At 63.4% G+C, this 13544-nt stretch carries 13 protein-coding genes; all 13 read right to left on the bottom strand.

Translation table 11 applies throughout. From position 1 onward, the window contains the following. Positions 1 to 25: 25 nt before the first annotated feature. Positions 26 to 667 carry a DedA family protein gene (locus tag BMI87_RS13700; RefSeq protein WP_078522185.1) on the bottom strand — a complete coding sequence of 214 codons (642 nt, stop codon included), beginning with the start codon at positions 665 to 667 and terminating at the stop codon, positions 26 to 28. A gap of 74 nt (positions 668 to 741) precedes the next feature. Beyond that, positions 742 to 1485: a hypothetical protein gene (locus BMI87_RS13695; protein ID WP_146681615.1), complete on the bottom strand. Its 744-nt coding sequence runs from the start codon at positions 1483 to 1485 to the stop codon at positions 742 to 744. Positions 1486 to 1595: 110 nt separating this feature from the next. Next, positions 1596 to 2654, bottom strand: coding sequence for an ABC transporter ATP-binding protein (locus tag BMI87_RS13690; protein ID WP_078522183.1), 1059 nt, complete (start codon positions 2652 to 2654; stop codon positions 1596 to 1598). 3 nt (positions 2655 to 2657) lie between these two features. After that, positions 2658 to 3446, bottom strand: a complete 789-nt coding sequence (locus BMI87_RS13685; protein WP_078522182.1) for an ABC transporter permease — start codon at positions 3444 to 3446, stop codon at positions 2658 to 2660. Beyond that, positions 3443 to 4297 carry an ABC transporter permease subunit gene (locus BMI87_RS13680; RefSeq protein WP_078522181.1) on the bottom strand — a complete coding sequence of 285 codons (855 nt, stop codon included), beginning with the start codon at positions 4295 to 4297 and terminating at the stop codon, positions 3443 to 3445. The genes BMI87_RS13685 and BMI87_RS13680 overlap by 4 nt, the downstream gene beginning before the upstream one ends. A 77-nt stretch (positions 4298 to 4374) precedes the next feature. Further along, the gene (locus tag BMI87_RS13675) at positions 4375 to 5481 is read right to left on the bottom strand and encodes an ABC transporter substrate-binding protein (protein WP_078522180.1); all 1107 of its coding nucleotides are present in this window, start codon (positions 5479 to 5481) and stop codon (positions 4375 to 4377) included. A 239-nt stretch (positions 5482 to 5720) separates the two neighbouring features. Next, a complete protein-coding gene (locus BMI87_RS13670; protein ID WP_078522179.1) occupies positions 5721 to 6875 on the bottom strand; it encodes an iron-containing alcohol dehydrogenase in 1155 nt (384 codons plus the stop codon). Next, positions 6872 to 8260, bottom strand: coding sequence for an aldehyde dehydrogenase family protein (locus tag BMI87_RS13665; RefSeq protein ID WP_078522401.1), 1389 nt, complete (start codon positions 8258 to 8260; stop codon positions 6872 to 6874). The genes BMI87_RS13670 and BMI87_RS13665 overlap by 4 nt, the downstream gene beginning before the upstream one ends. 44 nt (positions 8261 to 8304) lie before the next feature. Beyond that, on the bottom strand, positions 8305 to 9669 hold the full coding sequence (locus BMI87_RS13660) for a glutamine synthetase family protein (protein ID WP_078522178.1): 1365 nt from the start codon (positions 9667 to 9669) through the stop codon (positions 8305 to 8307). 110 nt (positions 9670 to 9779) lie between these two features. Then, the gene (locus BMI87_RS13655; protein WP_078522177.1) at positions 9780 to 10817 is read right to left on the bottom strand and encodes a TRAP transporter substrate-binding protein; all 1038 of its coding nucleotides are present in this window, start codon (positions 10815 to 10817) and stop codon (positions 9780 to 9782) included. 45 nt (positions 10818 to 10862) lie between these two features. Then, the gene (locus tag BMI87_RS13650) at positions 10863 to 12188 is read right to left on the bottom strand and encodes a TRAP transporter large permease subunit (protein ID WP_078522176.1); all 1326 of its coding nucleotides are present in this window, start codon (positions 12186 to 12188) and stop codon (positions 10863 to 10865) included. After that, positions 12188 to 12694 carry a TRAP transporter small permease subunit gene (locus BMI87_RS13645; protein ID WP_078522175.1) on the bottom strand — a complete coding sequence of 169 codons (507 nt, stop codon included), beginning with the start codon at positions 12692 to 12694 and terminating at the stop codon, positions 12188 to 12190. Before BMI87_RS13645 ends, BMI87_RS13650 begins: the two co-directional genes overlap by 1 nt. Continuing rightward, the gene (locus BMI87_RS13640) at positions 12694 to 13464 is read right to left on the bottom strand and encodes an N-formylglutamate amidohydrolase (RefSeq protein WP_078522174.1); all 771 of its coding nucleotides are present in this window, start codon (positions 13462 to 13464) and stop codon (positions 12694 to 12696) included. Before BMI87_RS13640 ends, BMI87_RS13645 begins: the two co-directional genes overlap by 1 nt. Positions 13465 to 13544 lie beyond the last annotated feature (80 nt).

The following is a 13544-nucleotide window of genomic DNA, read 5'->3' as shown; positions in this document are numbered from 1 at the left end:
CTAGGCGTCGTTTTTGCTTGGCAGATCAGCTCTCGTGTGAGGGCGTGGCGCCACTGGGTTCGTCGCTATCTCTCAGCGGCTTCCAGGTGACCACGCGATAGATGTAGAGCAGGACGAGCACCACGATCACGCCGGTCGAGACCGGGTTCACCCAGCTTGCGACCTCGCTGTATTGCTTGCCAAGCAGGTAGCCCGCGACGGTCAGCAGCGCGGTCCAGAGCGCGCTGCCCAGCGTGGTGTAGGCGAGGAACGGGACGAACGGCATCCGCGCCATGCCCGCCGGCACCGAGATCAGCGTGCGGACGCCGGGAAGCATCCGCCCGAAGAACACGCCCACCCAGCCGTGCTTGTCGAACCATTTCTTGGTGCGGGTAATGTCGCGCGGGGTGATGCCGATCCAGCGGCCATGGCGGGTCGACAGATGGCACAGGCGCTTGATCCCGATCTTGAGGCCGATCCAGTACCAAAGGAGCGCGCCCAGCACCGAACCGATGGTGCCCGCGACGATCAACCCGACCAGCGAGAATTTCCCCTGCGCCGCCATATAGCCTGCGAGTGGCATGATCAGCTCGGACGGGATCGGCGGAAATACGTTCTCCAGCAGCATCAAGCCCGCGATGCCGAAATAGCCGAAGGACGCGATGACGCCTGTGATCCAGTTGAACATGTTTTCTCCTTTGGCGACTGAGGCCAGAACGGCGCGCCATGGTCAGTTAAATTGGCTTCAATTCTCGTGATGCATCATTCGGCAGCCTCGTGCGGAGCGTCGGCCTGGCGATCCTTCTCGCTTTGTCGCTGGCGGTGTCGCAGCTGTTGCAGCTCTGCGCCACGCTCGCGGCGTTGGCCGTCTTCGCTGGTCAGGAAAGCGCGTGCTTCCTGCTCCAGCATTTCCTTCAGCCGCGACGCCAGTTCACGACGCTTGCGGAAGCTGCGCAGCTGCACCGTTGAAGAGGTCTGCGGCAAGAAGCGCTGATGCTCACCGGCGTGATAGACGTCGAAGCACAGCCGTCCCGCAGTCAGGATATTGTCGCGACTGCTTTCTGCGAGAACGGTGAAAACCACCGATTCCACCTGTTTCGCGTCTTCGGGCAGGTCGGAGAATTCCAGCGCGACGTCCACGAGATCGGAGATACGGCCGAGATCGCGATAATCCGCGGTTTTCAGCGGGCCCTTGATCGACTCGTTGGGGCCCGAATCCGCGAACGGGGCAAAGCCCCCGGAATCGCTGGCGATCGAGTGATAGGTTTTCCCGTCGATCACGAGATCGGCCAGAAGGGCTTTCACGAAAATCGGCTCGGCGCCCATATTGCCCAGCATCAGATGCCCGCGCTCATGGCCGCCCGCGACACGGGTGAGCAGCAGTTTCGAGCGACGCTCCCGCCGGAAATTCTGCAGCAGAAGTTGCAGATAGATAATCCAGACGAGCGCGGTAACGATCTGCACCGCGATACTCACCACCTGATTATGATCGACGAGCCACTCCATTTTCATCCTTCTGCAACGGTCGCGTGTAAGCTTTCATCGGCAACGCGGCAGAAGGGGCTCCGGGTCCGAAAACCCGGAGAAAAGTGGGGTGCGGGCGTGTTTTCGCGTCGTCAGTCGGCCAGAACGAGCAGATCGCGGCTCGCCACGCTGACCTCGGCCTCGGTGCCGACCTTGGGCGGCGGATTGCCGGGGCGGTTGAACGTGTCGAGCGCGATAAGCTGCCCTTCCACTTCCATTCTCACCCGCAGGATCGAGCCGAGGAAATGCGTCTCGACGATCCGCCCCGTGAACACCGTGTCATTGCCCTCGCGGCGGCCCAGCGCCAGAACTTCGGGCCGCGCGGCCAGCGTGACCGGAGTGCCTTGGCCCGCGGTGACGGGTTCGGAGAGGATAACCTCGGTATTGCCGACGCGCAGGGCACCACGCGCCGGATCGGCCACTTCGGCCTCGAGCGCGTTCAGCGTGCCCACGAATTGCGCGACGAAACGGGTCTTCGGCTGGTTGTAGATCTCGAAGGGCGCGCCGATCTGCTCGGCCACACCGCCATTCATCACCACCACCCGATCCGAGATCGACAGCGCCTCTTCCTGATCGTGCGTCACGAAGATCGTGGTGATGCCGAGGCGGCGCTGAATGTCGCGGATTTCTTCGCGCAAGGAGACGCGGATCTTCGCATCAAGCGCGGAAAGCGGCTCGTCCAGCAGCAGAACGCGCGGCTGGATCGCGAGCGCACGCGCCAGCGCCACGCGCTGCTGTTGCCCGCCCGACAGCTGGAACGGATAGCGGTTGCCCAGATCGGGCAGGCCGATCAGCTCCAGCATCTCGGTCACACGGGCCTTGATCTCGGCGCGCGGACGTTTCGCCACGCGCAGCCCGAAGCCCACGTTCTGCGCGACCGTCAGGTTGGGAAACAGCGCGTAGGCCTGGAACACCATGCCGATATTGCGCTGGTTCGCCCCCAGATGCGTGACGTCCTGCCCACCGATGCGGATCGCGCCGCCCGAAGGGCTCTCGAAGCCTGCCACCATCCGCAGCACGGTCGTCTTGCCGCAGCCGGACGGACCGAGCAGCGAGATAAATTCGCCCTCTTCGATGGAAAGGTTGAAATCTTTCACAACGCGGTTCGCGCCGAAGGATTTTTCCAGATGTTCGATCTCGAGAGAGGCCATGGGTTACCGCTTTGCGTTCGTATGTTTGGAAAACCGGGTGACGAGTTGGATCAGCCCCATGCAGATCCAGGTGATCGAGAAGGCGATCACCGCAAGCGCGGCAGGCTCGTAAGCCTTGTTCGCGCCGGTCAGCTGCATATAGGGGCCGAATGCCGGCCGGTTGAGGAGCGAGGCGAGGACGAACTCGCCGATGACGATGGCGAAGGTGATGAAGGCGCCCGAGAGCACCGCGACCAGCACGTTCGGCAGGATCACGCGGGCGAGGATCGTGCTCCACCCGGCGCCGAGGCTTTGCGCGGCTTCGGTCAGCGTGCCGACATCGATCGTGCGCAGCCCGGTATCGACCGCGCGATACATGTAAGGCAACGAGAGCGTGGCATAGCCCAGCATCAGCAGGACATTGGTGCCCGTCGTCGTGCCGGTCAGCGGCAGGATCGACGATGTGTTATAGAGCCGGATATAGCCGAAGACGATCACGATCGGCGGGATCACCAGCGGCAGGAGCGTGATGAACTCCACCACCGGGCGCCAATGCGGCAGCTTCAGACGCACCCAATAGGCGGTCGGCACCACGATCAGCGCGCCCACGAGGATCGTGAAGATCGCCATCACGACGGAGTAGCTGAAGGTCTCGCGGAATTGCGGATCGGCCAGCACCGAGCGGTAAGCGTCGAGCGAATAGACCCCGCGCCGCGCGCGCAGCGAGAATTCCAGCGTGCCGAGCAGCGGCAGCGCGAAATAGAGCGCCCCGAAAGCCAGCGCGAGCCAGGACCAGAGTTTCTTGGATTTCATCGCATCCACCTTTCGGAGCGTACGCGGAGCCAGACATAGGCGAGGTTGGCGAGGCCAGTGATGACGATCATCCCGAAGGCCAGCGCGTAGCCCAGATGCGGGTCCTGCAGCACATCGCCGCGGATTTGCGCGTAAAGCATGATCGGCACGATCGACATCGACGAGCCGGTGAGCGCATAAGCCGTCGCCACCGCGCCGAAGCTATTGGCGAACAGCAGCGCCAGCGTGCCCAGCAGCGAGGGCCACAGGATCGGCAGCGCGACGATGCGCCAATACTGGAAGCCGGTCGCACCGAGGATGCTCGCCGCCTCTTTCCATTCGCGCTTCAGACCGTCCAGCGCGGGGGTGATGATCAGCACCATCAGCGGGATCTGGAAGAACAGATAGGTGATCGTCAGACCGAAGAAGCTGAGCAGGTTGAAGCCGTGCGTGTAGATGTTGAAGCCGAACCACGACTTCAGCAGCACGGTCACGAGACCCAGACGTCCCAGCGTCGCAAGGAAGGCAAACGCCAGCGGCACGCCTGCGAAGTTGGAGGCCACGCCCGAGAAGGTCATCACCGGACCGCGCAGCCAGTTCGGCAGGCCGCCCAGCGTCACGGCGGCGGCCAGCGCGAAGCCGATCAGGCAGCCTACAAGCGCGGTGGCGAGGCTGATCTTGATCGAGATCCAGTAGCTCGCGAGGATCGTCGGTTGAAACAGGTTCACGAGGTTCGACAGCGTGAAGCCCCCGTCGCTCGTCCTAAACGCGCCCACCACGATATACATCGTCGGGGCGATCAGGAACAAAAGCGCGAAGAGCGTGAAGGGAACCATCCCCACCCAAGTCAGCGGCAGCTTGCGGCTTTGCATCGGGCCTCGCTTTGCAGAATTTTCAATAAAGTCGCCCCGCGCGATCAGGCGCGGGGCGTGTGCTTATGCGGGTTCGGTTACTGGACGTTCGCGCCGACGACGCTATCCCAGCCGCCGGTCACGACTTCCTTGTTCGCAGCCTGCGCGTCGAGCGACGGGAAGACCGCCTTGGCGTAGCCCTCGGCGGGCGGCATCGCGTCGAGCATCTTCTGCGGAACCTTGCCGTTGGCCGACAGGTCGTTGAAGCGGATCGGGTGGCAATAGCCTTCGAGCCAGCCGAGCTGACCTTCGTCCGAATAGAGGTATTCCATCCAGAGTTTGGCTGCGTTCGGGTGCGGCGCATAGGCCGAGATCGCCTGAACGTAGACACCGGCGACGACGCCCGATTTCGGCACGACGACGTCGACCGGCGGGTTGCCGTTCAGCGTGTCGCGACCGGCCAGAGCGTTATAGTCCCACTCGACGACGATCGGGGTCGCGCCTTGGGCCAGCGTCCCGGTCTTGCCGATGACGGGCACGAAGTTGCCGTTCTTGTTCATCTCGGCGAAGTACTTCAGGCCGGCTTCGCCCGAGGCTTTGCCCGGCTCGCCGCCTGCCGCGACGCCCGCGGCCAGAACGCCGAGGATCGCCTGGTTCGAGGCGCGCGGATCGCCCGCGAGAGCCACCGAGTTCGCGTATTCCGGCTTGAGCAGGTCCGACCAGTCCTGCGGCACGTTGTCGACGATGTCTTTGTTCACCGCAAACGACAGCACGCCGTAATAGTCACCGTACCAGTAGCCTTCGGAATCCTTGGCGCTGTCCGGGATCGTGTCCCAGGTCGAGACCTTGTAGGGCTGGATCAGACCCTCGTCCTTGGCCGCCGGGCCAAAGGACAGGCCGACATCGATCACGTCGGGCGCCTGCGGACCCTTGTTGTCCTTGTTGGCGCGGATCGCTTCGAGTTCGTCAGCCGAGCCCGCATCGGGGTTCAGTTCGTTCACGGTGATCCCGGGATACTTCTTCTTGAAGCCGTCGATCACGCCCGCGTAGTTGCACCACGAATGCGGCAGCGCGATCGTGGTCAGGCTGCCTTCTTCTTTCGCAGCAGCGTAGAGGTCATCCATGCTGTCGGCGAAGCTGACGCCGGTGCTGGCAGCAAGGGCCATGGCGCTGGCCGCTGCAAGATAACGGAACTTGAAGGTCATTTTCAGGTCTCTCCCCGTTGATGGAGGGCGGTGCCGCCTCATGCGGTCCTGTCTCCCCCGAGCTAATGTCTTTCGACGGTTGTGCCGTCCGGTTGGCTCCGGCATCGGCGACCCTTTATGCGGGCGTTGTAACAGATTTTTGGCAGTACAGATGTTGAAGCAAAATTCCTCATCAACACTAGTTACAGACGCGTGAGCCGCGCCAACGAGCGAGGGCGCAGCCCCCGCTCGCGCCGATGTCAAAGGCACGCCTCGTAAAGCGCGCGGGTATTCTCGGCCGTCATCTCGACCGGGTTGCCGCCACAGGACGGATCTTCCAGCGCCATCTCGACGAGCATGTCGAGATCTTCGCGCTTCACGCCCATCTCGGTCAGGTTCGCCGGGATGGACAATTCGGTGCGCAGGCTCTCGATCCGGGCCTTGAAGCCCTCGAAGCCGCCCGCGATGCCCAGGTAAGCCGCCGCGCGGTTGATCCGCTCCTCGATGGTGGCGCGGTTGAAGTCGAGCACCATCGGCATCACGCAAGCATTGGTGGTGCCGTGATGGGTGCCGTAGACCGCGCCGACCGGGTGGCTCAGCGAATGGATCGCGCCGAGGCCTTTCTGGAACGCCACCGCGCCCATCGCCGCTGCCGACATCATGTTGGCGCGCGCCTCCAGATCGTCCGGCGTCGTATAGGCGCGCGGAAGGTTCTCGAAGACGAGCCGCATCCCTTCGAGCGCGATCCCCTGGCTCATCGGGTGGTAATGCGGGCTGCAGAACGCCTCGAGGCAATGCGCCAGCGCGTCCATCCCGGTACCCGCCGTGATGAAGGGCGGCATGCCGACCGTCAGCTCCGGATCGCAGATCGTGATCGCAGGCATCAGTTTCGGGTGGAAGATGATCTTCTTCTTGTGAGTCTCGGAATTGGTGAGAACGCCCGCGCGCCCGACCTCCGAGCCGGTCCCGGCCGTCGTCGGCACCGCGATGATCGGCGCGATGGCATCACCATTCGCGCGCGTCCACCAATCGCCGATATCCTCCAGATCCCAGACGCTCAGCGAAGCGTCCTGCCCGGCCATCAGCGCGATCATCTTGCCCAGATCGAGCGCGGAGCCGCCGCCGAAGCAGATCACGCCGTCATGGCCGCCCGCCTTATAGACCTCGATCCCGGCGGCCATGTTGCCCTCGTTCGGGTTCGGATCGACCTCGGAGAAAACCGCGCGGCCAAGGCCCGCCGCGTCCAGCACGTCGAGCGCCCCAGCGGTGATCGGCAGCGCCGCCAGCGCCTTGTCGGTCACCAGAAGCGGCTTCGCGATACCCACGGACTTGCAGTGATCGGCCAGTTCCGAAATCCGGCCGGGGCCGAATTTGATCGTGGTCGGATAGGACCAGTTTGCGGTGGGGGCAGTCATTTCGTCACCTTCTTGAGATGGTAGGATTTCGGACGCGTCAGCGCGTGATAGCCCAGCACCGAAAGCGAGCCGCCACGGCCCGTTTCCTTGCAGCCGGTCCAGCACAGCGCCGGGTCGAGATAGTCGCAGCGGTTCATGAAGACGGTGCCGGTCTGCAGCCGCTTGCCCATCGCCTCGGCGCGGGCGGGATCGGCGGTCCAGATCGAGCAGGTCAGCCCGTAATCGCAATCGTTCATCGCGGCGATGGCTTCCTCGTCATCCTTCACCGGCATGATGCCGACGACCGGACCGAAGCTTTCCTCGCGCATCACGCGCATCTCGTGGTTCACATCGACGAGGATCTGCGGCGCGAGATAGGCGCCGCCGTCATCGGCCGGGAACAGCTCGGGGTCGAGCAGCGGCTTGGCGCCATCGGTGATCGCATCCTCGATCTGGCCGCGCACCACTTCGGCGAAGCGCTTGTTGGCCATCGGGCCGAGGGTCGTTTCCGGCTCGAACGGATTGCCGAGGGTCAGCTTGCTCGCCCAGGATGCGGCCTTTTCGACGAAGGCGTCGTAGAGGCTGGCATGGACGTAGATCCGCTCGATCCCGCAGCAGCACTGGCCCGCATTGAAAAGCGCGCCGTCCATCAGCCCGTCGACCGCCGCATCCAGATCGGCATCCGCGGCCACATAGCCCGGATCCTTGCCGCCCAGTTCGAGGCCCAGCCCGGTGAAGGTGCCCGCCAGAGCGCGCTCCACCGCGCGGCCACCGCCGACCGAACCGGTGAAGTTGACGAAATCGAACGCCTTCGCGCCCATCAGCTCTTCCGAGGTCTCGTGCGTCAGGTAGACGTTCTGGAACACGTCCTGCGGCACGCCCGCCGCGTGGAAGGCCTCGGCGATGCGCTCGCCCACCAGCATCGTCTGCGTCGCATGCTTCAGCATCACCGTGTTGCCCGCGATCAGCGCCGGAACCAGCGAGTTGATCACCGTCATATAGGGGTAGTTCCACGGCGCGATGATGAAGACGACGCCGACCGGTTCGCGCGCGATCTGGCGCAGGAAGCTGTCGCTCTGCTCGACCACCATCGGGGCCAGCGCCTCTTCAGCGATCGAGGCCATGTAGCCCGCGCGCTCGTTCATGCCGCCGAATTCGCCGCCATAGCGGGTCGGGCGGCCCATCTGCCACGCAAGCTCCTCGACCACGAGATCCTTCATCTCGTTTAGCTTGGCGATGCCCGCCTCGACGAGCGCGATACGCTCGGGCAGCGGGCGCTCGGCCCATGCGGGCTGCGCGGCGCGCAGGCTCGCGGCCAGTGCCTGCGCGTCGGAGGCGCTCAGCGCCTCGCGTTCGGCATAGATCTGCCCGTCGACGGGCGAGATACATTTCAGGGTCTTGGTCATCATGTCTCCTTGCGGGGTGTAGGGCCCCGCGGGTCTGTCAAAACTCAGGCGCGTTCGAAACCGCGCATCCGCTCCCAGTCGGTCACAACTCGGTTCTGTTCTTCGATTTCCCAGCGAGCGGCGCGCACGTAATGGGCCATCACGTCCTCACCGAAGGCGGATTTGAGCATGTCCGAACCTTCCAGAGCGCCCAGCGCCTCGGTCAGGGATTTCGGCACCTCGGTCACTTCGCCCGCCTTGTAGATGTCACCCGCGGCTTCCGGGCCCGGGTCCATCTCGCCCTCGATCCCGGCCAGCCCCGCCGCGAGAAGCGACGCGCAGGCCAGATAGGGGTTCAGGTCCGCCCCGCCTATGCGGCATTCGACGCGGATGGATTTCGTGCCCTCGCCGCAGATGCGGAAGCCCGCGGTGCGGTTGTCGAGCGACCAGACCGCTTTCGTCGGCGCGAAAAGCCCCTCGCAGAAGCGCTTGTAGCTGTTGGTGTAGGGCGCGAGGAAATAGGTGATCTCGCGCGCATGGGTCAGTTGCCCCGCAAGGAATTGGTGCATCAGTTCGGACATGCCATTGGGCGCGTCCTTGTCGAAGAAGGCAGGCTTTCCGCCCTTCCAGAGCGATTGGTGCACGTGGCTCGACGAGCCCGCCTTGTCGGTGTGGTATTTCGCCATGAAGGTCGCCGAAAGCCCGTGCGACTGGGCGACTTCCTTGGCGCATTGCTTGACCAGCACATGCATGTCAGCGGTCTGAAGCCCGCCCGCATATTTCACGTTCAGCTCTTCCTGACCGCATTCGGCCTCGCCCTTGGAGCATTCGACCGGCACGCCCGCCGCATAAAGCGCGTTGCGCATCGCCCGCATCGCCGGTTCGGCGCGCGAATTGCCCATCAGCGAATAGTCGACATTGTAGCGCGCGACCGGGGTCGGATCGGGATAGCCCGCGTCGAAGAGCTGCGGATAGCTTTCCTCGAACAGGAAGAATTCCAGCTCGGTCGCCATCATCACGTCAAAGCCCATGTCCTTGGCGCGCTTGAGCTGCGATTTCAGCATCTGGCGCGGCGCATGGGGGATCGGCTCGTGGCTGTGATGATCGAGCAGATCGCAGATCACCAGCGCCGTGCCCGGAACCCACGGGATCAGCCGCAGCGTCTCCATGTCGGGCTTCATCACGTAATCGCCGTAGCCGCGCTCCCAGCTGGACGCGTCATAGCCCGGCACGGTGACCATCTCCATGTCGGTCGCCAGCAGGTAGTTGCAGCAATGGGTCTCTTCCCATGCGCTGTCGATGAAATGCGCCGCGTGGAACCGCTTGCCCTGAAGCCGCCCCTGCATATCCACAAGGGCTGCGATGACCGTATCGACCTCGCCTGCATTGACCGATTTCTTGAGCGCGTCGAACGATAATTTGCGCGACATGAGTTCCTCCGGGATCAAGATCACCGCGCGAGATTGCCGCGCGGTGCGGGGCCCCACAAGAGGGCAAATGTTGCGTCGTAGGGGCAGCGTTTCCGCCGCCCCCGCTTTGCTTAGCCGCAGCGATAGGGCGGGCCTGCCTTCGCCATCGTCGCGTTGTATTTCTTGAAGATGTCGACGACTTTGGCTTTCAACTCGCTTTCGGCCGCGATCTCGTCCCAGAACTTGTGGGCGGCGTCTTCGACCTTCTGCCATTCGGCGTCCGGAATGGTCGTCAGCTCCATATCGGTGCCTTCGACGCGTAGCTTCGCCTCGCCCGACCAGTACCAGTACTGGCGGTGGTAATGCGATTGATCGAAGCAGGTCTTCATCAGCGTCTTCAGACGATCCGGCACTTCATTCCAACGATCCATGTTGGCGAAGAAGTGGCCGATCCAGGCGCCCGAGATGTTGTTGGTCAGGAAGTAGGGCGCGTTCTTGCCCCAGCCCGAGGTGTAATCCTCGGTGATGCCCGACCATGCGACGCCGTCCAGCTCGCCGGTCTGCAGCGCGACTTCCACGTCTTCCCACGGGATCGTCACCGGCACGACGCCGAATTGCGCAAGGAAGCGCCCGGCGGTCGGGAAGGTGAAGACCCGCTTGCCGTTGAGATCGTCGAGCGACTTCACCGGCTCTTTCATCGCGAAGTTGCACGGGTCCCACGAGCCCGCCGAGATGTGCTTCACACCAACGGCCGAATACTGCTCGTCCCAGATCTCGTTGAGGCCCCATTCGTTGAACAGCGTCGGCACATCGAGCGAGTAGCGCAGGCCGAAGGGGAAATAGCCGCCGAAGACGGTGACTTCGGTGGGCGAAGCCATCGAGTCATCGTCGGATTGCACGGCGTCGATCGTGCCCGACTGCATCGCGCGGAACAGCTCGGAGGTCGGCACCAGCTGGTCGGCGTAGTAAAGTTCGATCTCCATCTCGCCATCGGCGATTTCGTTGAAGGTCTTGATGCAATTGTCCACGACCTGCTCGGCCAGCGCAGGACCGGCATAGGTCTGCATACGCCACTTGATCGGTGTGGTCTGCGCGACGGCCGGGGCCGCAAGCCCCGCCGCAGCCGCACCCACCGCACCGGTGGTGAGGAACTGTCTTCTTGTCGTCATCACTCTCTCTCCTTGTTGGTTGATCCCGGTTTTTCCGGGTTATGGTTATCTTCCAAGCACCGCATGCGGCAGCCAGAGCGCCAGCTGCGGAAAGATCATCACGAGGATCAGCGTCAGAACCATTACGCCCACGAAGGGAATCACCGAGGCGTAGATCACCGGCAGGGTGAAATCCTTCGGCGCCATCGCCTTCATCAGGAACAGATTATAACCGAAGGGGGGCGTCAGATAGGCAACCTGACAGGTGATGGTATAAAGGACACCATACCAGATCATGTCGAAGCCCAGATGCCGGGCGAGCGAGACATAGACCGGCGCCACGATCACCAGCATCGCCGTGTCGTCGAGGAACATCCCCATCACGAGGAAGCTCAGCTGCATCAGGATCAGGATCTGCCACGGACCGAGGCCGAGGCTGTCGGTGAAGAAATCCTCGATCGCGCGGCCCGCGCCCAAACCGTCGAACACGGCCCCGAAGGACAGCGCCGCGGTGATGATCAGCATGAACATCACAGTGATCTTGAGCGTGTTCTCGGTCGCGACCTGGAACACCTGCCAGGTGAAGCGCCGCTTGATCGCGGCGGCGAATACAGCCGCAAGAGCGCCGATCACCGAGGCTTCGGTCAGGCTCGCCCAGCCCTTAAGAAAAGGCACCATCATCGCAACGAAGATGAAGACCGGCATCAGGCCCGCGCGCAGCAGCCGCAGCTTCTCGCGCATGGTGATCGCGGCGCGCTCTTCCGCATCCATCGGCGGGGCGAGATCGGGGTTCAGTTTGCAGCGGATCACGATATAGGCGACGAAAAGCGTGGCCATCAGCAGCCCCGGCACCGCGCCTGCCAGCCAGAGTTCCGACACCGGCTGCCGCGCGATCAGCGAGAACAGCACCAGCACGACCGAAGGCGGGATCAGGATGCCCAAGGACGAGCCCGCCTGAATGACGCCCGAGATCATCAGCTTGTCGTAGTTGCGCCGCAGCAGTTCCGGCAGCGCGATCGTCGCCCCGATCGCCATGCCAGCAACCGACAGCCCGTTCATCACCGAGATCATCACCATCAGCATGATCGTCCCGATGGCGAGGCCCCCCGGTAAGGGCCCGAACCAAACGTGGAACATGCGATAGAGGTCTTCGGCCAGACGGCTCTCGGACATCACGTAGCCCATGTAGACGAACATCGGCAGCGTCAGCAGCGGCGTCCATTTCATCAGCTTCATCACCGAGCCGAAGCCCATCTGCGTGCCGCCCGGCCCCCAGAGCCAGAACGCCGCGACGACGGCGACGAAGCCGATGGCACCGAAGACGCGCTGACCGGTCAGCATCATCAGCAGCATCGTCGAGAACATCAAAAGGGCGATGGTGTTGTGATCCATCAGATTTCCTCTCCGCGAATAGTCGCGACATCGCGGATCAGAAGCGCCACGGCCTGCAGGAACAGAAGCGCGAAGCCCGTGGTGATGATGACCTTGATCGGCCACAGCACCGGACGCCATGCGGTCGGGTTTCGCTCGTTATATTCGAAGGAATAGACCGTGGAATCGAAGGCCGAGTAGACCATGATCCCGAGGTAGAACATCAGCGCGAAAACGGTGAAGGCATCCCACCAGGCCTGCCCTTTCGGAGACCAGCGGGAATACAGCAGGTCCATCCGCACGTTCGTGTCGCCCTGAAGCGTCCACGGCGCGCCGAGCATGTAATAGGCAACCAGCGTGAACTGGGCCATCTCCAGCGTCCAGAGCGCGGGAATCTCGAAGATCTTCGTCAGCGATGAGAACAGCATGATCGCCATCATCACGTAGAGAAGGTACATCGCCACCTTGCCGAGCTTGCGGTTGAACCCGTCGATCAGGCGAACATAGGCGACACTCCAGCGTGGCATCAGGCGGCCTCCCCGTTATTTGCGGTGATCTGCGACAGCGCGGCTTGCAGCACCGGGGCAAGCGTCGCGGCCATCGCCTCTTGCGCGGTAGGATCGGCTATCAGATCGTTGCGCAGCTCCAGCATGACATTCGGCAGCCCCATCGGCGTGGCCTGCAGCGCCAGCGTATGACAGACGCCATCCGCGCCCGAGTAAGGTTCGTTAAGACGCGCATCGAGCTCGGTGACACGGCGGGCTTCCTCGAGAACCGCCTGCGCCAGGCTCGGATCGGCATCGTGGATCACGCCAAGCTCGACCTCACGGGGCTTCCCGAACCAGATCGGCGTGAAGGAATGGACCGTCACCAGCGCCGTCGGCCGCCCGCGGGCCAACCGCTCGGCGATCAGACTGCGTAGGGCTGCGTGGAACGGCTCGTATAGCGCCTCGGTGCGCGCACTACGGTCGTCCGGCGAAAGCGCCGCATTACCGGGAATGTCGTGAATTTCGGAGGTCACAGGCATCGCACCCGGATGATGCGGCGGACGATTGAGATCGTAGATCAGCCGCGACTGGCGGGCGGCGACCAGCGGTGCCTGCAGTTTCGCAGCCAGACCGCGCGCAAGGCCCAGCGCGCCGGGATCCCAAGCGATATGCGCCTCGCGCTGATCGGGTGTCAGACCCAGATCGCCCCAAGGCGCAGGAAAGGCATTCGACGCATGTTCGCAGACCAGAACGACCTCACCCGGTCGATCCGCGCCTTCGATTTCCACCGCTACATGCGCGCTGTTCAAATCGGTCCCTCTCTGTTGAGCGGCGCGATTCTACGTCGCGTCCTAGGGGCAGGCTCGCCCCGCCAAGCCGCATCTGTCAA

This window comes from Thioclava sp. F28-4 (assembly GCF_002020045.1).
GTDB classification, from domain to species: domain Bacteria; phylum Pseudomonadota; class Alphaproteobacteria; order Rhodobacterales; family Rhodobacteraceae; genus Thioclava; species Thioclava sediminum.
Note: the sequence above shows the minus strand (reverse complement) of the source record. Positions and strands in the feature narration are given on the sequence as shown.